We start from the raw sequence: 20017 nt of genomic DNA, 5'->3' as shown, positions 1-20017 counted from the left end.
TAACTTATTAATATAAGCTTAGGAGCAAGGCGTCCCCCTTTCAGCGCATCGAGATCGTGGTGTTCACGGTCTTGGCGTGTGCGGACCAGCGCGCCGTCACGGTCTTGGTCTGCGTCCAGAACTGAACCGCCTGCTTGCCGTTGGGGCCCAGGTCACCCAGCTTGGAACCGCGCGAACCTGTGAAGCTGAACCACGCCACCGGCACGGGAATCGGCACGTTGATGCCTACCTGGCCCACGTCGATGTTGTTCTGGAAGTAGCGCGCCGCGCCGCCGTCCTGGGTGAACAGCGCCACGCCGTTGCCGTTGGGGTTGCGGTTGATGAACGCCACCGCGTCTTCCAGCGTTTCGACGCCGACGCAGCACAGGACCGGTCCGAAGATTTCTTCGGTATAGATGGTCATGTCTTCGTTCACGCCGTCGAAAATCGTCGGGCCCACGAAGTTGCCCTGCTCAAAGCCCGACACCTTCAGGTTGCGGCCATCCAGCAGCAGTTTGGCGCCTTCGTCCACACCCTTTTGAATCAGGCTTTCGACACGCTTCTTGGCATTGGGCGACACCAGCGGGCCCAGATCAGCTTCACGATCGGTGCCCGAGTTGACCTTCAGCTTCTTCGAACGCTCAACGAAGTCGGGCAGCCAGTTGCGGGCATCGCCCACCAACACGGCAACCGAGGACGCCATGCAGCGCTGGCCGGCTGCGCCAAATGCCGCGCCCACCAGCTGGTTCAGCGCCACTTCGGGATCGGCGTCCGGCAGAATCACGCAGTGGTTCTTGGCGCCCATCATCGACTGGCAACGCTTGCCGGCCGCCGATGCGCGGTTGTAGATTTCCGTGCCGACACGGGTCGAACCGATGAACGACACGGCCTTGATGTCCGGGTGTTCGCACAGGCCGTTGGCCGTATCCGGACCGCCATGCACCACGTTCAGCACGCCCGGGGGCAGGCCGGCTTCCAGCGCCAGCTGGGCCAGGAACAGGGACGCGGTCGGGTCCTGTTCAGAGGGTTTCAGCACGAAGCTGTTGCCGCAGGCCACGGCGATGGGGAACATGAAGCACGGCAGCATCACCGGGAAGTTGAACGCGGTGATGCCCGCGCACACGCCCAGCGGCTGGATCAGGGTGTAGACGTCGATGCCGGACGCGGCGTTTTCGGCGTACTCGCCCAATTGCAGGTTGGCGATCGAGCACGCGTGCTCCACCACTTCCAGGCCACGGCCGATCTCGCCCTCGGCGTCAGGCAGCGTCTTGCCGTGTTCGCGCGTGATCATCTCGGCCAGCTTGCCGGTGTTGGCGCGCAGCAGCTCCTGGAACTTCAGCATGACGCGCATGCGCGTGCCCTGCCCGCTGTTGCGCCAGGTCTTGAATGCTTCCTTGGCGTTGGAGACGGCCAGGTCCAGTTCTTCGCGGGTCGCGAAGGGCACCTTGGCAACGACCTCCTGGGTGGCGGGGTTGATCACGTCTCGCCATTCGGTGGTTTGGGACTGCACAAGCTTGCCGCCGATCAATAGCGGAACGCGGGGGACTTCACTCATTTGATGCTCCTCACACTGCGTAGTCGATGCGGATGAATCCGCGTTCATGAATCGTCAAACACGCCGGCCGGACAATGGCCCGGCCAGCGCGCCAGGCTTATTTCTTCACCAGCGGGCAGCTCGAATCGGCCAGGGGCTGGAAGGCTTCGGCCGCCGGAATGGTGGCCACCAGCTTCGAATAGTCCCAGCCGCCCTTGGAGTCCGCGGGCTTCTTCACTTCGTACAGGTACATGTCGTGGATGACGCGGCCATCGGGGCGGATCGATGCGTTGCGCATGATCGGGTCCTTGATGGGCAGTTCACGCATCTTGTCGGCCACGACCTTGCCGTCGGTGCTGCTGGCGGCGGCTGTCGCGCGCAGGTAATGCAACACGCTGGAATACACGCCGGCCTGCGTCATCGTGGGCTTCAGGCCACGGAAGGCCTTTTCGAAGCGCGCGGACCAGGCGCGCGAGGCGTCGTCGTAATCCCAATAAAAGCCGTCCACATACGACAAGCCTTGAGCGCTTTCCAGCCCAAGGGCACGCAGGTCCGACAGGAAGATCAGCAGCGACACCAGCCGCTGCCCGCCCGCCACGATGCCAAATTCGCGCGCCTGCTTGACGGCGTTGACCGTGTCCTGCCCGCCATTGGCCAGCGCCACGACCTGTGCCTTGGAGCTTTGCGCCTGCAACAGATAGGACGCGAAGTCAGGCGCGTTCAAGGGATGGCGCACGCTGCCGGCGACGGTGCCGCCCAGCGCCTTCACGGCCTTCACCGTGTCCGCTTCCAGCGAATGGCCAAAGGCGTAATCCACCGTAATGAAGTACCAGGACTTGCCGCCAGCACGCACGGTGGCCTTGGCGCCGCCCGCGGATTGCGAATAGGTGTCGAACATCCAATGGAAGCCAACAGGCGAGCATTCCTTGTTGGTCAGCGCCGTCGTGGCCGGGCCGGAGAACATCACGACCTTGTTCTTTTCGCGCGCAATGACTTGCACGGCAAGCGCCACGGCAGAGTTCGTCAGGTCGGCAATCGCCGTCACGCCGTCGCGGTCAAACCATTCGCGCGCTTTGGCCGCGCCCACGTCCGCCTTGTTCTGATTGTCGGCGGAGACCAGTTCGATCTTCATGCCCTTGCACTCGGCGGCCAGGCAATCGTCAATGGCCAATTGCGCCGCCGCGACCGAACCCGCCCCGCCCATCCCGGCGTAGGTGCCGGACATGTCCGTCAGAATGCCGATCTTCACTGGCGGCTTGTCGGCCGCCTGCGCCTGGCTCACCAACAATGCGCCCAGACACAAGCCTGCGGCCAGCCCGCGTGCGTGCAATTTCATGGATTTGTCTCCTGAGTGTTATGCGCTGATGTGTAGCGTTATGCGCCGTCTTTGCGGCCTGCGACTCTCAGGGCAATGCCCCGAGGCCTGCCGGCCCAGTGTAGATGTGTGAAAATCAACAAGCAACACTAGAAATGCACATTCCTTGTGCATTCATGCACAAGCAGTATTGGGTTCGGCGCCGCGCGCCATAAGGATGAAATCGTGTTGGATTGGGACAGCCTGCGGTACTTTCTGGAAGTGGCCCGCACCCAGCGGGTGAGCGCCGCCGCACGCAAATTGGGGGTGGAGCACACGACCGTGTCGCGCCGCATCCGGGCCCTGGAAACCGAGCTCGACACCCTGCTGTTCGAAAAATCACGCAGCGCGGGTTTTGTGCTGACGGACGACGGCCAGCGCTTGTTCGTCCACGCCGAACAGATGGAAAGCACGGTGCATACCGCGCGCGAAAACTTGTCGGGCATCGGCCAGGCCTTGTCGGGCCATTTACGCATTGGCGCCACCGAAGGCTTCGGCAGCTATGTGCTGACACCGCTTGCGGCCGACTTCCAGCGCCGCTATCCGCACATCACGCTGGACATCCTGCCGGTGCCGCGCTTTGTCAGCCTGTCAAAGCGCGAAGCAGACCTGGCCATCACCATCGAACGTCCCCAGCGTGGTCCCTATGTGTGCAGCAAGCTGTGCGATTACACCCTGCGCCTGTACGGCACGCCCGGTTACCTGGCACGCCACAAACCGATCGCAACCCGCACGGATCTGGCCGAGCACACGTTCATCGGCTATGTCGACGAATTGCTGTTCAGCGAGCGCCTGCGCTATCTGGAAGATTTGCTGCCGGCCAGCAAGGTGGTGCTGCGTAGCACCAGCGTGGTGGCGCAGTATCACGCCGCGCTGCAAGGGCAGTCGCTGGCCATCCTGCCGTGTTTCATCGCCGCGCAAGACCCGCGGCTGAAACCGGTGCTGGAAAATGAAGTAGAGATCACACGATCGTTTTGGATGTACTGCCACGAAGACCTGCGCAAGCTCAAGCGCGTGACAGTCTTGTGGGAGTTCATCCGCAAGTCGGTGCTGAAGAATGCCGACCTGCTGGCCGGCAAGCGCGGCACGATGAAATACCTGCCTTGAGGCAAGAACGGCAGGAAAGGCAGGAAAGGCAGGGGCGGCAGGAACAGCAGGAACGGCAAGATAGGCGCGAGGGCCGCAGCCCCCCGCATCAGCCGCTCGCCTGATCGTTACGTGGGGGCCGCGCTGTTGGCGCCGTTCTTGGGCGCCTTCACTCGCAAGCGCCGCATGAGCAGGAACACGGTCAGCAGCGCCACCGCGCCATGGATGGCCCACACGCCCACGCCAAAACTGAGCTTGCCGTTGGAAATCCAGGCGCGCGACAGGTTGATCAGGTTCATATAGAGCAAACCGACCAGACCCGCGATCAGCAAATCGCCCGACCGGCCCAGGCGCGGGTTCACCGCTCCCAGCGGAATGGCCAGCAACGCCAGATTCAGCGCCGCCAGCGGCAACGAGATCCGCCACATCACTTGTGACCAGCTGCTGTCGGTGTTGTCCGCCACCAGCTGCATCGTGGTGCGCGCCTTGGACGAACGCTCGGCCGCAGCCCGCGCTTCGCCGATCGGGTCGCCCCCCGCCTTGCTTTCCAGACGCAGCCCGTATTTATCGAAGTGCACCAGCCGGATCTCAGGCGTGCCGGGCTTCAGGTCATAGCGGTGGCCCTCGCCCAGCACCAGGAAACGGTCGCCATTGGGCAAGGTTTCGCTGTGGGCGCTGCTTGCGGTCAACACGCTCAACCATTCAGGGCCGGTCTCGCGCGCGAACACGTTACCCAGTTCGTCAGAGGGCGTGATGGGGTCTTCGGAGAAGAACACGCGGTTGCCGCCGGACGATTCCGCGAACTGCCCAGCCGTGACCTTGGACAAGTCGGAACGTTGTTCAAAGCGCTCGTGGTATTCGCCGATCTGGCGGTACGCCCAAGGCGCGGCCACAAGCGTCAGGCCCGCCACCGCCAAGGCAACGGGAACGGCCACGCGCAGCACGGGCTTTAGCCAATCCGCCAGCGACAGGCCGCTGGCGAACCACACCACCATTTCGGATTCACGGTAGTTGCGCGTGACGGTCGTGAGCACCGCGATGAAGATCGAGACGGCCAGGATGGTCGGCAACGCAGTGATGGTCGACAACGCGGCCAGCACGAGAACGACGTCGGCTCCGATGTTGCCGCCCGCGGCTTCACCGAGCAGGCGCACAAGGAGCACGCTGAGCCACACGATGAGCAACGTGGAAAAGACAACGCCAGCGTGACTGGTGATCTCGCTGACGACAGAGCGTTTAAATAGAGACATGGGAGAATATGCGGGATAATCGACCGCATCATACACAGACGCACACGGGAAACCCTCATGGAATTTAGCACACAGACCACTGCTTCCCTGCACCAAGTTAAAACCGCCGCCCTGGCTGTCGGGGTGTTCGCGGATGGCGTGTTGAGCCCCGCCGCCGACATCATCGACCGTGCATCCAACGGCGCCGTGCGCGCCGTGGTCAAGGCCGAGTTCCGCGGACGCGCCGGCTCCACCCTGACGTTGCGCGCATTGCCCGGCGTTACCGCGCAACGCGTGGTGCTGGTGGGCCTGGGCAAGCAAGATGAATACTCCGCCCGCGCGCACGCGTCGGCCGAGCAGGCATTCGCCTCGGTCTGCGTTGCCGCCCAACTGACCGAAGGCGTGTCCACGCTGGTCGCCAATGCGATCGCGGACGTGCCCGTCATTGCTCGCGCCCGCAGCGCCGCCATCGCAGCCGGCAACGCCACCTATCACTACGACGCCAGCTTCGGCAAACCCGACCGCGACGCCCGCCCCAAGCTGAAGAAGATCGTTCAGATCGTCGAGCGCGCCGAGTCCGCCCAGGCCCAGAAGGGCTTGCGTGAAGGCAACGCCATCGCCAACGGCATGGAGCTGACCCGCACCCTGGGCAACCTGCCCGGCAACATCTGCACCCCGACCTACCTGGGCGACACGGCCAAGCGCCTGGCCCGCGAGTTCAAGTCGGTGAAGGTGGAAGTGCTGGACAAGAAACAGGTCGAAGCGCTGGGCATGGGCTCGTTCCTGTCCGTCGCACGCGGCTCCGCTGAACCGCTGCGCTTCATCGTGTTGCGCCACGCGGGCGCCAAGGCGGCTGCCAAGAAGGCCGCCAAGTCGGCGCAAGGCCCGATCGTGCTGGTGGGCAAGGGCATCACGTTCGACGCCGGCGGCATCTCGCTCAAACCCGCCGCCACCATGGACGAAATGAAGTACGACATGTGCGGCGCCGCCAGCGTGCTGGGTTCGTTCCGCGCACTGGCCGAGCTTGAGCTCCCGCTGGACGTCGTCGGCATCATCCCCGCTTGCGAAAACCTGCCGAGCGGCACGGCCAACAAGCCGGGTGATGTCGTCACCAGCATGGCCGGCCTGACCATCGAAATCCTGAACACCGACGCCGAAGGCCGCCTGGTCCTGTGCGACGCCCTGACCTACGCCGAACGCTTCAAGCCGGCCGCCGTCATCGACATCGCCACGCTGACCGGCGCTTGCGTCGTGGCGCTGGGCAACGTCAACACCGGCCTGTTCTCCAAGGACGACGCCCTGGCCGAGGCCCTGGCTTCTGCCGGCCGCCAGTCGCTGGACACCGCCTGGCGCATGCCGATGGACGACGCCTATCAAGAACAGCTGAAGTCCAACTTCGCCGACCTGGCCAACATCGGCGGCCCCCCGGCCGGCGCCGTGACCGCAGCGTGCTTCCTGTCGCGTTTCACCAAGGCCTATCCGTGGGCCCACCTGGACATCGCCGGCACCGCGTGGCGCGGCGGCAAGGACAAGGGCGCCACCGGCCGCCCCGTGCCCCTGCTGATGCAATACCTGCTGGACCAGGTTTGAAGCCCTTGCAACGGAACCGGGCATGACGCGGATCGACTTCGCCTTCGGCGCGCCCGACCGCTTGCGTACCGCCTGCCAGGTGGTGCGCAAGCGCTTCCTGGCTGGGCAGCGGCTGGTGGTGTACTGTAAAGACGGCTCGCGCTTGGCCGCGTTTGACCGCATGCTGTGGGCGTTCGACGACACGGCTTTCGTGCCGCACGTGCTGGCCAATGACCCGCTGGCGTCCGAAACGCCCGTGGTGCTGACGGCAGGCGATCCGCAACAAGCGGCGCTGGCCGCCCGGCCCGCAGACAGTGGCGACACGTCCCCGCTCTGGCTGCTGAATCTGGACAACGACTGCCCGCCCGGCTTTGACGCCTTCGAGCGCCTGCTTGAAATCGTGTCGGATGACCCGGACGACAAGCAGGCCGCCCGTCAGCGCTGGCGCGTCTACCAGAACGCCGGCCACACGCCGCAAAGCCACGATCTCAGCCGCCAGCCCCCTGGCGCCTGATTGCCCCATCCAGCACGGCGGGCCATCGCCCCGCCCGCCACGCCATTTGAAAACTTCGGGAGTTCCCATGCCCGCTCGCCCCACTGATCCCGGCATCCCTACCTTGACCCAACGGGCCGAGCCGACGCTGCACGCGCCTCTGGGTCCGGCGGAGCCCGACGCCCCCCTGCTGACGGATCTGGCCGATGACACGGACGCCGACGACGCATTTCCGCTGCTGACCGATGTCGCCGATGGGCAAGGCCATGATTGGGATGTGGACGAGGCGCCGGCCGTCTACGCCGCCGCGCTGCAAACGCCCGCCCCCGCCGCTCTACCCGACGCCTCGGTGCTGTCCGCCCGCCTGCAAGCCGAGGTGGAACAGCTGATGCGCCGCGCCCTGGCCGACGCCATCGACCACATGCAAACGCGCATGGATGCTGAATTACCGGGTATCGTTGCCCGTGTGCTTAGCGAGGTAAAACCCGGCTAACGCCCGGCGCGAAAAGCGCGTCCGACAGCCGGTCTAAATCTTCCAAAAACTGGATTCTTCAGGGAACTGTAAGGTATCCTTCCCATCTAAGCCTTCTAGGCAATCACCATTTTTGCCGTACACAGGAGTTCTCCATGAACGAATATCGTCCGTCCCCTTTTAATCGTTCCGGCTCGGTTGCCGGCGCGCCGGGCGAGGTCGCTCGCAACCAGGTCCTGCGCAACACCTACTGGCTCTTGGCGCTTTCGCTGATCCCCACGGTGCTGGGCGCCGCGGTCGGCCTCTACACCGGCATCAACCGTGTCATGGGCGCAAGCCCCGGTCTGTCCGCCATCGTGTTTCTGGTCGGCGCATTCGGCATGATGTTCGCCATCGAGAAAAACAAGAACAACTCGATGGGCGTTGTCCTGCTGCTGGCCTTCACGTTCTTCATGGGCATCATGCTGTCGCGCTTGCTCGGCTTCGTGATGGGCTTCAGCAACGGCTCGCAGCTGGTCATGACGGCCTTCGGCGGCACGGCAATCGTGTTCGGCACGATGGCCACGCTGGCCACCACCATCAAGCGCGACTTGTCGGGAATGCAGAAATTCCTGTTCATTGGCGCGGTCGTGATTCTGGTCGCAGCCCTGGCCAACATCTTCCTGCAACTGCCGGCCCTGATGCTGACCATCTCGGTGATGGCCATTGTCATCTTCTCGGCCTTCATGCTGGTTGACCTGCAACGTGTCGTGAATGGTGGCGAAACCAACTATGTGTCCGCCACGCTGGCCATCTACCTGGACGTCTACAACGTCTTCTCGAACCTGCTGATGCTGCTGGGCATCTTCGGCGGCAACCGCGAGTAATCGCCGGTCGCAAGACTCAGCAAAAGGCCTACATTCGCATGTAGGCCTTTTTTTATTTCGGCTTTTCACCAGGAGCGCTTTCCATGCCCGACCGCCGCCGATTCCTTCAGACCGCTACCTGCGCCGCGCTGCTGGGACCCGCCGGCGCCGCGCGTGCGCTCAGCGTCAAACAGGCCATGCTCAGCCGGGCGATACCCGCGTCCGGCGAGCAAATCCCCGTCATCGGTCTAGGCACGGCCGACACCTTCAACGCACCGCCCGACGACGCTGCGGCGATGGCGCCGCTGGCCCAGGTGCTGGACACCTTCATGAAGGAAGGCGGCTTCCTGATCGACACCGCCCCCAGCTACGGCCAGGCCGAAGCCGTCGTGGGCGCCTTGCTGGCGCGTCATGGCGGCCTGCGCCAACAGGTGTTTCTAGCGACGAAGATCGGCACGACCGGCCGCGAATCCGCCATGGAACAGGTACGCCAGTCCCAGAAGCGGCTGCGCAGCGATAAGCTTGACCTCATCCAGGTCCACAACCTGATCGACACCCGCAACCAGCTGGCGCTGCTGCGAGAGCTCAAGCAGCAAGGCGTCACCCGCTACGTCGGCATCACGCACTACACCGACTACGCGCATGACGAACTGACCCAACTGGTTGAAAGCGAGAAGCCCGACTTCCTTCAGATCAATCTGTCCGTGGGTGCGCGCAGCGCCGAAAAGCGCCTGCTGCCTGCCTGCCAGGCTAACGGCGTGGCGGTGCTGATCAACCGTCCGTTCCAAGACGGCGCGCTATTTCGCCAGGTAAAGGGCCGCGCCCTGCCTGCCCTGGCCGCGGAAATCGGCTGCACCTCGTGGGCGCAGCTGTTCCTGAAATTCATCATCGGACACCCCGCCGTCACCGCCGTCATTCCCGCCACGTCCAAGCCAGCCAACATGGCCGACAACGTGCTCGCCGGGTTTGGCCGGCAGCCCGACGCCGCCATGCGCGAACGCATCGCCGCCCTGCTGGCTTAAGCGATGGCTGACGCCCTCTACTCCCTGCGCCAACGCGCGGCGCGGGCGCTGGGCATCCATGAAGACGAAATCGCGCCCGCCGCGTGCGGCTTCGCGTTCTTCTTCTTTCTGTTCTGCGGCTATTTCATGCTGCGCCCCATCCGCGAGACGATGGGCATCCAAGCCGGCGTGAATCAATTGCAATGGCTGTTCACGGCAACCTTCGTGGCGACGCTGGCGGTGGTGCCGTTGTTCGGCTGGCTGTCCGCCCGGGTGCCGCGCGCCACGTTGTTGACCTGGGTCTACAGTCTGTTCGCCCTGACCATGGCGGGGTTTGCGGCCTTGCTCTATCTTCGGCCCGACAGCGTGTGGGCTGCGCGTGCGTTCTATGTGTGGCTGTCAGTGTTCAACCTGTTCGTGGTCTCTATCGCGTGGAGCCTGATGGCCGACGTGTTCCGCATGGAATCGGCCAAGCGCCTGTTCGCACTGATCGCTGCGGGCGCCAGCGCGGGCGGGCTGTGCGGGCCGTTACTCGGCGCGTTGTTGGCGGGCGCGCTGGGTCCGGCCGGTCTGCTCTTGTTATCAGCCCTGTTGCTGACGGCCACGTTGCCCCTGAAGCAGTGGCTGCTGCGCTGGCGCACCGAAACGCGCATGGAGATTGGCCCAGAGGATATGCAGCAACCCATCCAGGGCGCCATCCTGGCTGGCATTTCCCGCATTTTCCGGTCGCGCTTCCTGTTGGGCATTTCGCTATTGGTGATTTTGCTGGCCACGCTGAATACCTTTCTGTACATGGAGCAGGCGCGGCTTGTTGCGGACACGTTCCCCACTACGGCCGAACGCCTGCGCGTGTTCAGCGCGCTGGACTTCACCGTGCAGACGCTGGCGCTGCTATCGCAACTCTTTCTGTCTGGCCGGATTGCCGCGCGCCTGGGGCTGCGCTTTCTATTGACTGCGGTGCCGCTCGCCGTAGGGGTGTCATTTCTGGCGCTTGCCGCCTTTCCTGTCTTTGGCGTTCTGGCTGCCGCGATGATCCTGCGCCGCGCGGGTGAATACGCCCTGATCCGGCCGGGGCGCGAAATGCTGTTCACCGCGGTGCCTGCCGAAGATAAATACAAAACCAAGAGCGTCATCGACACCGTGGTGTACCGGGGCGGGGATGCCGCCAGTGGATGGGTCAAGACTGGCGTGGACACGCTTGGCTACGGCGCCGCGCTGATTGCGCTGCTGGGCGCAGCCGTTGCCCTGGCCGCCGCGGCAGTGGGCTACGGCTTGGGGGCCAAGGCCGACGCAAAGCAGAAATACAACCGTTAGATTTTTCCAAACATCCATCTTATAAAAACAAACGGCATACACGGATGACGACCGCACAATGGCGCAGCTCTCAACGCCTCGGGAATCGTCATGAAACGCACTGCCTGTCTTGCCGCTGTGTTGCTTTGCCTTGCCGGAACGGCCGCTCACGCCGACTATCCGGCCCGCGCGATCACGCTGATCGTGCCCGCCGCCGCAGGCGGTAATGCGGATATCACCGCCCGGCTGATCGGCCAGGAAATGAGCCGGCAGCTGGGTCAACCCGTCGTTGTGGAAAATCGCGTGGGCGCGGGTGGCCGCATCGGCACGCAGGCCGTCGTGCGAGCCGCCGCCGACGGCTACACCATCGGCTACGCCCACGTTGGCACGCTGGTGCTGCATCGCTTTTTATTCAAGCAGCAGCTCTATGACCTGAACCGCGATATCACGCCGATCGGCCTGGTGGCTGAAACGCCGAACGTCATCGTGGTGAACGCCGCGTCGCCGTACCGCGACTTGAAAAGCTTCATCGAAGCCAGCCGCGCCCAGCCCGACCGCCTGACCATGACGTCGGCAGACCCGGGCACGACCAGCGAAGTCGGCGTGAAGCTATTCATCGCGCAAACCGGCGCTGCCGTGCGCCAGATTCCCTACAAGGCAACCGCGGCGCAACTGTCCGACCTGCTTGGCGGCCACGTCGATTCCATGATGGAAAACCTGCCTCCCCTGATCGGCAATCTGAAGGACGGCCGACTGCGTGCGCTGGCGGTAACGACCAAGTCGCGCGCCGCGTCCAACCCCGATGTGCCGACGGTGGCCGAACAGGGCTACCCCAACTACGAGCAATCGGCCTGGAGCGCACTGATTGCACCGGCCGGCACGCCGCCCGCCGTCGTCGCCAAATTGAATGCCGCCATGAACCAGGCGTTGCGATCAGAGAACGTCGAAAAAGAACTGCGCAGCCGTTCGCAAGAACCCCTGGGAGGCACGCCCCAGGATGTACAAACCCAGATTCGCAAGGAGCTGCCCAAATGGGAAAGCATCATCAAGGCCGCTACGCTGGATTGAACCGGATGTGCAGCCCCGCCGGAGGCGCCGCATGGTCCGCGTAAGCCGCGAAGATTTTTCCGTCGCCGCCGCCACCAACGAGTCGGCGTACCGCCGCGTCACCATTCCCATGCTGCGCGTTGAGGCGGGTCCTGGCCCGGCCGTTGCCCTGATTGCCGGCGTGCACGGCGATGAATGGGAAGGCCAGGCGGCCATCCTGGACTTGTGGCACCACCTGCCCACGGTTCTGCAACGCGGCACCGTCTATCTGCTGCCCGCCGTCAATGCCGAAGCCTCGCTGGCTGGCACCCGGCTATCACCCAATGACGGCGGCAATTTGAACCGCGCCTTCCTGGGCGCGCCGGCGCGTGGCTATACCGAAAGCGTGRCCGCCGCCCTGGAAGCGAAGCTGTTGCCGCACATCCAGGCCATGATCGACGTACACAGCGGCGGCGCGTCACTGCGCTATGTGCCGTCGTCCGTCATCACGCGATACGGCGACGACGCCTTCGACGAACGCCTGCCGGCGCTGGCGCGCGCCTTCGGCTTGCCACACTGCATGTTCTTTCGCGGCAATGAAGCCGGCTCGATGCCTGCTGCCGCCAGCCGCCACGGCGTGTTGCGCCTGAGCGCAGAAATTGGAGGCGGCCGGGAAACCCGCAGCAGCCTTGCCGATGGGTGCCGGGATGGGCTGCTGGGTTGCCTGAGCGAACTGGGCCTGTTGCCGAACGCCCCGCGCCCGACGTATCCCGCCGTTCAGACTTACGACCTGGACGTGCCTGCCGCCACCCTGCGGGCAAGCGATGCCGGTGTGTTCGTGCCCAGCGTCGAGCTGGGGCAGATCATCACGGCGGGCCAACGCATTGGCCGTTTGATTGAGCCTGCCCGGCCCGATAAGCCCATGCAGGGCTTGCTTAGCCCGCAGACGGGCACCGTGGTCTGCCTACGCGCCATCGCCCGAAGCGACCCGGGCGATTGCCTGATTCAAGTCGCGCCCGCCCGTCCCCTGGACTCCCTTGCTTCACAATACTGACCCATGCAGATGAACCCTAGATTGTCCGGCCTGCGTTGTATCCGGTGCGCCAGCCTGTGGCCCCCCGGTGACTACCCCGAAGGCTGCCCCACTTGCCTGGCAGCGGGCCACCCCGCTACCTTGGAATGCCGCTACACGCCCACGGACAGGGACGATGCGATTCCCTTGCCGGTGCTGGCGCCGGTGACGCTGGGCGAAGGCGCCACACCCTGCCTGGACGCCGCAGACCTTGCACAAGCCGAAGGCGTCGGGCAGCTTTGGCTCAAGTGCGAAGGCGCCAACCCCACCGGCAGCCACAAGGATCGGATGGCAGCCCAGTTGGTGTCGCGCGCGGCCTTAAGCGGCGCTACCCGCGTGGCGGCCGCGTCCAGCGGGAACGCTGGCGTTTCGATCGCCGCGTACTGCGCCGCTGCCGGTTTGCACGCCGATATCGCCATCACCCGCAACTGCCCGCCCCTGCAACGGGAGGCCATGGAACGCTTCGGGGCCACGCTCAGCGCCTTTGACGACAGCCTGGCGCGCTGGCCCTATGTGGAAGACCTGTGCCGCAACCACGGGGCGTTTGCCGGCACCAACTACCTGAATCCGCCGGTCGGCACGCATCCCTATGGCGTCGAAGGCTATAAGCCCATCGCGCGGGAAATCTTCGATCAATGCGGCGCGCCCACGGACATCATCGTTCCCACGGCGCGCGGGGATCTGCTGTGGGGAATTTTTCTGGGGTGGCAGCACCTGTTCGACACCGGGCGCATCGCTCGCCTGCCCCGCCTGCACGCCGTCGAACCGTACGCGCGCTTGTCGCAGGCCCTGGCTACGGGCGATGCGCGCGGCCTGTGGGAAGGCGCAACGGAGCAGTATTCGATTGCAGGTGGCACCTGCACGCTGCAATCGCTGGCCGCGTTGGAACGGTCGGGGGGAACGCCCGTAGACGTGTCTGACGCAGCAGCCACCCAGGCGCAGCAGCGTCTGGCACGCAAGGGGATCAGCGCCGAGCTGTCGTCCGCCGCCGCGCTGGCGGCCGTGTCCCAGCTGCGCCGCGCGGGCGTGTTGGATGCCGAGTCTTCGGTCGTACTGATGGTGACTTCCGACGGACGTCGCGGCTGATCTGTTGTCTGTCGCTGGTTCCTGCAACAGCGCAGGAACCGGCGCTAGACACCGAAGCGATCCACCAGCGGAGCCAGCACGCCGCGCAGGCAGGTGGCCCAGAATTTACCCGCCTCGGACAAGGGCCGGCTGCCATGCAGGATCATGTGGCATTCAAAATGCACCAAGGCGGTAAGAGGTCGATAGGAAAGCCCTGCGGCCTCCATGCCCACCGCCGTCGCCGGGTTGGCGATGCCCACACCGTGCCCGGCCAGCGCCAGTTGGCACACGGTGCTGGAATACGGGGTCTCGATCGCCACGCGCAGGCTCTGGCCCGCTTGGCGCAACAACGCATCCAATCGTTTGCGCGAGCCATCCTCGGCGTTCAACGCAATCACATCTTCGTCAGCAAGGTGGGCAAAATCGACACGCTCCACGCGCGATAACGCATGCCCCGCCGGAAAGACGGCTACGGCGCGCAAGCTGGCCAGCCGATGCCCCCGCAGCCCTTCCAGCTCGGACTCATCGGCCACCATGGCCAGGTCGAGTTCGCCCGACACCACCATGTCGCGCAGGGTATTGGAGTCGCGAATTTGCAGGTACAGCGGCGTATCGGGATAGCGCTCGCGGAAACGCGAGATGGCGTCGCTGACGATGGCCCCGCTATAGGCGTGGATACAGCCGATGCGCAATCGCGGTTGGGCAGCGCCACGGATCGCGCGGATTTTGCGCCCCAGGCTTTCCAGGCCCACATTCAGGCGGCGGATTTCCTCGTACAGCAGTGTGGCTTCCGGCGTGCGCTGCATGCGCTGGCGCACGCGTTCGAACAGGCGCAATTCAATGCTGGCTTCCAGTGCCGCCAAGGTGGCGCTGACCGTCGCGGGCGACACGTCCAGCCGGCGCGCCGCCGCGGTCACGCTTTCCGTTTCATAGACGGTGCGAAACGTCTCGACCTGTTTTAGCGTGAAGGTCATAGGCGGGGCGACACGCGCTCAGATGCGTTGCAGATCCATCAGCACGCGCCGCGTGGACAGCGGACGGCCGGCAAGAATCTCGGACAATCGCTCACGCAGATCGCGCCGCAATGCGGGCTCGATCGTGGTGTCTTCGAAATCGGGGGCGGCCTCATCGACGCCATAGCCGGTTTCGCGCAGCAGCGTCCATTCAAAGCGGCGCAAGGCCCCAGCGGCGCGCGTGCCATTGGACAACTGCTGCAAGGCCATGTCGTAGGCATCGAACAGCAAGGGGTGGGCGTCTTCGCGTGGCAGCAAACGCAGCAGCAGCTCGTTCATGTACCAGGCGGACATCAGCGCGGTGCCCGTCAGCGGACGGATGCCGGCGATCTCGGCGCGCGTCAGCGTCTTGACGTCGCCATTGCCGGTCCAGGACAGCAGCAAGGGCTGAAAGGCCGACAAGACAGGGCGCAGCACGGAGTACGGGCGCTTGGCGCCCTTGGCGACCATGGCCACACAGCCATGATCGCGGGAGAACGTTTGAACAATAAGGGAAGTTTCACGCCACGCAGTGGCGTGCAACATAAATCCCGGGCGGTCCTGGACGCGAGGCGCCCGTCTACTCATAGCCCAGATCGCGGAGCGCACCCTCGCGGTCGGACCAGCCCTTGCGCACCTTGATATAGACCTCCAGGTGCACGGGCTTGTCCAGCAGCTTGGCGATGTCTTGCCGCGCCTCCGAGGCGATGCGCTTCATGTGCATGCCGCCCGTGCCCAGCAGGATGGGCTTGTGGCTGTCGCGCTCGACCACCACGCAGGCGTTGATGCTGGCGCCCTTGTCGGTTTCTTCCCATTGCTCGATGACGACGGTACAGCCGTACGGCAGTTCGTCGCCGACCAGGCGGAAGATCTTCTCGCGCACCAGTTCGGCGGCGATGAAGCGCATGGGGCGATCGGTCAGCGTGTCTTCTTCGAACATCGCCTCGCCTTCCGGCAGGCGGGTCGCGATTTCTTCCAGCAGTTGATCCAGCTGCTGCTTCTTCGTGGCGCTGACGGGCACCACGGCGCCGAACGGATGCAGCGCCATGATCTTGGACACGAAGGCGAAGAGATCATCGCGATTCTTCATTTGGTCAATCTTCGAGACGACCAGAATCGTGCGCTCGGGGTTGGGCAACAGCGGCAGCAGCTTCGCGTCGCCTTCCGACCACTTGCCGGCTTCGACGACATGCACCACCACGTCAACGTCGGCCAAAGCCTGCGTCACCACGCGGTTCATCATGCGGTTCATGGCGCCGCCATGGCGCGTCTGGAAACCCGGGGTGTCAACGAAAACGAACTGCTCGTGCTCGCGCGTCAGCACGCCATGGATGCGGTGGCGCGTGGTCTGCGCCTTGCGCGACACGATGGAAATCTTGGAACCGATCAGGGCGTTCGTCAGCGTGGACTTGCCCACATTGGGGCGGCCAACGATGGCAATAAAGCCGGTACGAAAAGGGGTATCGCTCATTTAGTCTCTTGAGCCACTGCCACAGGCAGCGACAATTGCGCGGTTTTGCGCGCCTTGCCCGACTTGCGGGCAGCCTTGGTGGCCGGGCTGATGGCCAGCGCGGCCTCCAAAGCCAGCTTGGCCGCCGATTGCTCGGCGGCACGGCGGCTGGCGCCGGGCGCCGTAACCTTGATCTCGAGCGCCGGAATGGCACACTCGACTTCGAACTGCTGGCTGTGAGCCGCGCCATGCGTGGCCACCACCGTGTACAACGGCAGCGCCAGCTTGCGGCCTTGCAAGAATTCTTGCAGCAAGGTCTTGGCGTCCTTGCCCAGCGTTTTGGGGTCGACCGAGGCCAGTACCGGCTGGTACTGGCGCACGATCACGCGACGCGCGGCATCAAAGCCCGCATCCAGGAAGACGGCGCCGAACAGCGCCTCGACGGTATCGGCAAGAATCGACGGACGGCGGAACCCGCCGCTTTTCAGTTCGCCTTCGCCCAGGCGCAGATACTGCGACAGCTCCAGGCGTTGGGCGATGTCGGCCAGCGAGGCCTGCTTGACCAGATTGGCCCGCAGCCGCGACAAGTCGCCTTCGTCGATTTTGGAATAGCGTTCAAACAGCATGGCGGCCACAACGAAGTTCAGCACGGAATCCCCAAGGAATTCCAAACGCTCGTTGTGACGCGCACCATGACTGCGATGCGTCAGTGCCTGTTCAAGCAAGGCTGGATCACCGAAGTGGTGATCCAGGCGGTTTTCTAGCGTGGCTAGCGACATAATCAGTTGAACCGGCCAATGCGGCTGAGATCGCTGAAATTCATCCAGATGAAGAAGGCGCGTCCGACGATATTGGATTCCGGAACGAAGCCCCAGTATCGGCTGTCTGCGCTGTTATCCCGATTATCGCCCATGGCGAAATAACTGCCTTCGGGTACTTTGCAGCGTACCCCATTGCGGCTGTATTGGCAGTTCTCGCGGTGAGGAAATTGCCACATCGGCGAATAATCTTGCGGCTTGCCTTCATCTAGCAGGATCTTGTGCTCAACGTCGCCCAACTTCTCTTTATATTGTGCGATATACGACACACGATCCGGCTCGAAGTAGTCGCCGTCGCGCACATGCGGCACCAATTCGCCGTTTACGTACAGTTTTTTGTCCAGATAAGCGATCTCGTCGCCAGGCAGGCCGACCACGCGCTTGATGTAATCCACGTCCGGATCAACCGGGTAGCGGAACACAAACACATCGCCGCGCGCGGGCTTGCCGATGTCGACGACCTTCTTGTCGATGACGGGCAAGCGCAAGCCATAGCTGAACTTGTTCACCAGGATCAGGTCGCCAGACTGCAAGGTCGGCAACATCGAACCCGACGGAATCCGGAACGGCTCAACCACGAACGAACGCAGCATGAACACGAACAGGATGACGGGAAAGAAGCTGACGGCGTATTCGATCCACCACGGCACGCGGCGGGCGGCGTCCCCGGCTTCGCGGCGCAGCCGCTCGGCTTCGTGCGCGTCGCCGATCAGGGCCGCATCGTACTGCGCCATTGCCGCTTGCGCCCGTGCTTCACGGCCACGCCGTAGCACTGCCAGATCAAGCACCCAGATAATGCCGGTCAAGACCAGCAGAACAAACAGGATCAGGGCAAAGTTCCAACTCATCAGCTAACCGCCTTCTTTTGGTTCTACTTGTCTTCCACTTGCAGGATGGCCAGGAACGCCTCCTGCGGAATCTCAACGCTACCCACCTGCTTCATGCGCTTCTTGCCGGCCTTCTGCTTTTCAAGCAGCTTCTTCTTGCGCGAGATGTCGCCGCCATAACACTTGGCCAACACGTTCTTGCGCAGCGCCTTCACGTTTTCACGCGCAATGATTTCGGCGCCGATGGCTGCCTGGATTACCACGTCGAACATCTGGCGCGGGATCAGGCCACGCATGCGGGTCACGACATCACGGGCGCGATGGCGCGCATTGCTGCGGTGGACGATCACGGCCAGCGCATCAACGCGGTCGTTGTTGATCAGCAAGTCCACGCGCACCACATCAGCCGAGCGGTACTCAAGGAACTCGTAGTCCATCGAGGCATAGCCGCGCGACACCGACTTCAGCTTGTCGAAGAAATCCAGCACGATTTCCGCCAGCGGGATCTCGTACACCAGGTGAACCTGACGGCCGTGATAGCTCATGTTGACCTGCGAGCCGCGCTTGTTATTGCACAGCGTCATCACGGGGCCGACATAGTCCTGCGGCATGAACAGCGTGACCTTCACGATGGGCTCGCGAATGTCCTGGATCTTGCCCACTTCCGGCATGCGCGACGGGCTTTCCACCGTGATGACGGAGCCATCGCGCTGCTCGACTTCATACACCACCGACGGCGCGGTGGTGATGATGTCCATATCGAATTCGCGCTCCAGGCGCTCTTGCACGATTTCCATGTGCAACAGGCCCAGGAAGCCGCAGCGGAAACCGAAGCCCAGCGCTTGCGAGACTTCCGGCTCGAACATCAGAGCGGCGTCGTTCAGCTTGAGCTTGTCGAGCGAATCGCGCAGTTGGTCGTATTCGGAGCTTTCCACCGGGTACAGGCCGGCGAACACCTGCGGCTTCACTTCCTTGAAGCCCGGCAGCGCAGCGGCGGCCGGCTTGTTGGCCAGGGTGACCGTATCGCCCACCTTGGCGTCTTCCAGCTGCTTGATGCCGGCGATGATGAAGCCAACCTCGCCCGCCGACAGATGCGGGCGCTGCTGCGACTTCGGCGTGAACACACCGGTCTGCTCGCACAGGTGGGTGGCGCCGGAGGCCATCAAGAGGATCTTGTCCTTGGGCTTGAGCACGCCGTTGATGATGCGCACCAGCATGACCACGCCCACGTAGTTGTCGAACCACGAGTCGATGACCAGCGCTTGCAGCGGTGCGTCGGGGTCGCCCTTGGGCGCCGGCACGCGGGCCACAATGGTTTCCAGAATTTCGTCGATGCCCATGCCCGTCTTGGCGCTGGCCAGCACGGCTTCAGAGGCGTCGATGCCGATGACGTCTTCGACTTCCTGGCGGGCGCCTTCGGGATCGGCCTGCGGCAGATCCATCTTGTTCAACACGGGCACCACTTCCACACCCAGCTCGATGGCGGTGTAGCAGTTGGCGACGGTTTGCGCTTCCACGCCTTGCGACGCGTCCACCACCAGCAGCGCGCCTTCGCAGGCCGACAGCGAGCGGCTGACTTCATACGAGAAGTCAACGTGCCCCGGGGTGTCGATCAGGTTCAGGTTGTAGATCTTGCCGTCCTGCGCCTTGTAGTGCAGAGCGGCCGTCTGGGCCTTGATGGTAATGCCGCGCTCGCGCTCGATTTCCATGGAATCGAGCACCTGCGCCGACATTTCGCGATCCGCCAATCCGCCGCAGCGCTGGATCAGGCGATCGGCCAAGGTCGATTTGCCATGATCGATGTGGGCAATGATGGAGAAGTTGCGAATATGCTGCATGCTTGAAATTATAAGGGACGGAACACTCGGCACTAAGCCGGAAGACACCGCCGCCGGAGTACGCACGGCTGACG

Annotated in this window: 19 protein-coding genes; 10 read left to right on the top strand and 9 right to left on the bottom strand. The window is 63.9% G+C overall.

Annotation, left to right across the window (positions count from 1 at the left end; genetic code table 11):
• Positions 1–40: 40 nt before the first annotated feature.
• A complete protein-coding gene (locus AC1DB0_RS05375; RefSeq protein WP_054423987.1) occupies positions 41–1534 on the bottom strand; it encodes a CoA-acylating methylmalonate-semialdehyde dehydrogenase in 1494 nt (497 codons plus the stop codon).
• A 97-nt stretch (positions 1535–1631) separates the two neighbouring features.
• Positions 1632–2849, bottom strand: a complete 1218-nt coding sequence (locus tag AC1DB0_RS05370) for an ABC transporter substrate-binding protein (RefSeq protein WP_476757694.1) — start codon at positions 2847–2849, stop codon at positions 1632–1634.
• Between the two features lie 204 nt (positions 2850–3053).
• On the opposite strand from AC1DB0_RS05370, the gene AC1DB0_RS05365 reads away from it, so the two are divergent.
• Positions 3054–3974 (top strand): LysR family transcriptional regulator, encoded by a 921-nt coding sequence (locus AC1DB0_RS05365; RefSeq protein ID WP_476757695.1) that lies wholly within the window; start codon positions 3054–3056, stop codon positions 3972–3974.
• A gap of 107 nt (positions 3975–4081) precedes the next feature.
• On the opposite strand, the gene lptF is transcribed toward AC1DB0_RS05365, so the two are convergent.
• Entirely contained in the window at positions 4082–5203 is a 1122-nt protein-coding gene (gene lptF, locus AC1DB0_RS05360; RefSeq protein WP_054423991.1) for an LPS export ABC transporter permease LptF, read from the bottom strand.
• Positions 5204–5260: 57 nt separating this feature from the next.
• Between lptF and AC1DB0_RS05355 the strand changes: the two genes are divergently transcribed.
• The 9 genes from AC1DB0_RS05355 (at position 5261) to AC1DB0_RS05315 (ending at position 14039) form a co-directional block, all read left to right on the top strand.
• Positions 5261–6772: a leucyl aminopeptidase gene (locus AC1DB0_RS05355; protein ID WP_342067110.1), complete on the top strand. Its 1512-nt coding sequence runs from the start codon at positions 5261–5263 to the stop codon at positions 6770–6772.
• A gap of 22 nt (positions 6773–6794) precedes the next feature.
• On the top strand, positions 6795–7265 hold the full coding sequence (locus AC1DB0_RS05350; protein ID WP_054423995.1) for a DNA polymerase III subunit chi: 471 nt from the start codon (positions 6795–6797) through the stop codon (positions 7263–7265).
• A 67-nt stretch (positions 7266–7332) separates the two neighbouring features.
• Positions 7333–7737, top strand: a complete 405-nt coding sequence (locus tag AC1DB0_RS05345; protein ID WP_054423997.1) for a hypothetical protein — start codon at positions 7333–7335, stop codon at positions 7735–7737.
• Positions 7738–7871: 134 nt separating this feature from the next.
• The gene (locus AC1DB0_RS05340) at positions 7872–8582 is read left to right on the top strand and encodes a Bax inhibitor-1/YccA family protein (protein WP_054423999.1); all 711 of its coding nucleotides are present in this window, start codon (positions 7872–7874) and stop codon (positions 8580–8582) included.
• A gap of 83 nt (positions 8583–8665) precedes the next feature.
• Positions 8666–9583: an aldo/keto reductase gene (locus AC1DB0_RS05335; RefSeq protein WP_175169614.1), complete on the top strand. Its 918-nt coding sequence runs from the start codon at positions 8666–8668 to the stop codon at positions 9581–9583.
• A gap of 3 nt (positions 9584–9586) precedes the next feature.
• Complete coding sequence (locus AC1DB0_RS05330; RefSeq protein WP_346552284.1) at positions 9587–10876, top strand: NTP/NDP exchange transporter; 1290 nt, start codon at positions 9587–9589, stop codon at positions 10874–10876.
• 90 nt (positions 10877–10966) lie between these two features.
• Positions 10967–11923: a Bug family tripartite tricarboxylate transporter substrate binding protein gene (locus tag AC1DB0_RS05325; protein ID WP_476757696.1), complete on the top strand. Its 957-nt coding sequence runs from the start codon at positions 10967–10969 to the stop codon at positions 11921–11923.
• A 31-nt stretch (positions 11924–11954) separates the two neighbouring features.
• Positions 11955–12935 carry a M14 family metallopeptidase gene (locus AC1DB0_RS05320; protein ID WP_476758617.1) on the top strand — a complete coding sequence of 327 codons (981 nt, stop codon included), beginning with the start codon at positions 11955–11957 and terminating at the stop codon, positions 12933–12935.
• A gap of 3 nt (positions 12936–12938) precedes the next feature.
• The gene (locus AC1DB0_RS05315; RefSeq protein ID WP_476757698.1) at positions 12939–14039 is read left to right on the top strand and encodes a pyridoxal-phosphate dependent enzyme; all 1101 of its coding nucleotides are present in this window, start codon (positions 12939–12941) and stop codon (positions 14037–14039) included.
• Positions 14040–14083: 44 nt separating this feature from the next.
• Here the strand turns inward: AC1DB0_RS05315 and AC1DB0_RS05310 are convergent, their stop codons facing one another.
• The 6 genes from AC1DB0_RS05310 to lepA are packed head-to-tail and all read right to left on the bottom strand — an operon-like array spanning position 14084 to position 19943.
• Positions 14084–14992: a LysR family transcriptional regulator gene (locus AC1DB0_RS05310; protein WP_054424011.1), complete on the bottom strand. Its 909-nt coding sequence runs from the start codon at positions 14990–14992 to the stop codon at positions 14084–14086.
• A gap of 18 nt (positions 14993–15010) precedes the next feature.
• Positions 15011–15598 carry a DNA repair protein RecO gene (recO, locus tag AC1DB0_RS05305; RefSeq protein ID WP_054424013.1) on the bottom strand — a complete coding sequence of 196 codons (588 nt, stop codon included), beginning with the start codon at positions 15596–15598 and terminating at the stop codon, positions 15011–15013.
• A complete protein-coding gene (era, locus tag AC1DB0_RS05300) occupies positions 15591–16481 on the bottom strand; it encodes a GTPase Era (protein ID WP_054424015.1) in 891 nt (296 codons plus the stop codon). The genes recO and era overlap by 8 nt, the downstream gene beginning before the upstream one ends.
• A complete protein-coding gene (gene rnc / locus AC1DB0_RS05295; protein WP_006218051.1) occupies positions 16478–17239 on the bottom strand; it encodes a ribonuclease III in 762 nt (253 codons plus the stop codon). The genes era and rnc overlap by 4 nt, the downstream gene beginning before the upstream one ends.
• Positions 17240–17241: 2 nt before the next feature.
• Positions 17242–18126: a signal peptidase I gene (gene lepB, locus AC1DB0_RS05290; protein WP_054424016.1), complete on the bottom strand. Its 885-nt coding sequence runs from the start codon at positions 18124–18126 to the stop codon at positions 17242–17244.
• A 23-nt stretch (positions 18127–18149) separates the two neighbouring features.
• Positions 18150–19943: a translation elongation factor 4 gene (lepA, locus tag AC1DB0_RS05285; protein WP_054424018.1), complete on the bottom strand. Its 1794-nt coding sequence runs from the start codon at positions 19941–19943 to the stop codon at positions 18150–18152.
• Positions 19944–20017: the final 74 nt, after the last annotated feature.

The organism is Achromobacter sp. 10T422 (assembly GCF_056394065.1).
Note: the sequence above shows the minus strand (reverse complement) of the source record. Positions and strands in the feature narration are given on the sequence as shown.

What these genes read in the sequence shown, in the direction of transcription:
- AC1DB0_RS05335 (WP_175169614.1), top strand. Translation starts at nt 8,666, where the DNA reads ATGCCCGACCGCCGCCGATTCCTTCAGACCGCTACCTGCGCCGCGCTG.
- lepB (WP_054424016.1), bottom strand. Translation starts at nt 18,126, where the DNA reads ATGAGTTGGAACTTTGCCCTGATCCTGTTTGTTCTGCTGGTCTTGACC.
- AC1DB0_RS05375 (WP_054423987.1), bottom strand. Translation starts at nt 1,534, where the DNA reads ATGAGTGAAGTCCCCCGCGTTCCGCTATTGATCGGCGGCAAGCTTGTG.
- lptF (WP_054423991.1), bottom strand. Translation starts at nt 5,203, where the DNA reads ATGTCTCTATTTAAACGCTCTGTCGTCAGCGAGATCACCAGTCACGCT.
- lepA (WP_054424018.1), bottom strand. Translation starts at nt 19,943, where the DNA reads ATGCAGCATATTCGCAACTTCTCCATCATTGCCCACATCGATCATGGC.
- AC1DB0_RS05325 (WP_476757696.1), top strand. Translation starts at nt 10,967, where the DNA reads ATGAAACGCACTGCCTGTCTTGCCGCTGTGTTGCTTTGCCTTGCCGGA.
- AC1DB0_RS05340 (WP_054423999.1), top strand. Translation starts at nt 7,872, where the DNA reads ATGAACGAATATCGTCCGTCCCCTTTTAATCGTTCCGGCTCGGTTGCC.
- rnc (WP_006218051.1), bottom strand. Translation starts at nt 17,239, where the DNA reads ATGTCGCTAGCCACGCTAGAAAACCGCCTGGATCACCACTTCGGTGAT.
- AC1DB0_RS05355 (WP_342067110.1), top strand. Translation starts at nt 5,261, where the DNA reads ATGGAATTTAGCACACAGACCACTGCTTCCCTGCACCAAGTTAAAACC.
- AC1DB0_RS05370 (WP_476757694.1), bottom strand. Translation starts at nt 2,849, where the DNA reads ATGAAATTGCACGCACGCGGGCTGGCCGCAGGCTTGTGTCTGGGCGCA.
- AC1DB0_RS05310 (WP_054424011.1), bottom strand. Translation starts at nt 14,992, where the DNA reads ATGACCTTCACGCTAAAACAGGTCGAGACGTTTCGCACCGTCTATGAA.
- AC1DB0_RS05330 (WP_346552284.1), top strand. Translation starts at nt 9,587, where the DNA reads ATGGCTGACGCCCTCTACTCCCTGCGCCAACGCGCGGCGCGGGCGCTG.
- AC1DB0_RS05315 (WP_476757698.1), top strand. Translation starts at nt 12,939, where the DNA reads ATGCAGATGAACCCTAGATTGTCCGGCCTGCGTTGTATCCGGTGCGCC.
- era (WP_054424015.1), bottom strand. Translation starts at nt 16,481, where the DNA reads ATGAGCGATACCCCTTTTCGTACCGGCTTTATTGCCATCGTTGGCCGC.
- recO (WP_054424013.1), bottom strand. Translation starts at nt 15,598, where the DNA reads ATGAGTAGACGGGCGCCTCGCGTCCAGGACCGCCCGGGATTTATGTTG.
- AC1DB0_RS05350 (WP_054423995.1), top strand. Translation starts at nt 6,795, where the DNA reads ATGACGCGGATCGACTTCGCCTTCGGCGCGCCCGACCGCTTGCGTACC.
- AC1DB0_RS05345 (WP_054423997.1), top strand. Translation starts at nt 7,333, where the DNA reads ATGCCCGCTCGCCCCACTGATCCCGGCATCCCTACCTTGACCCAACGG.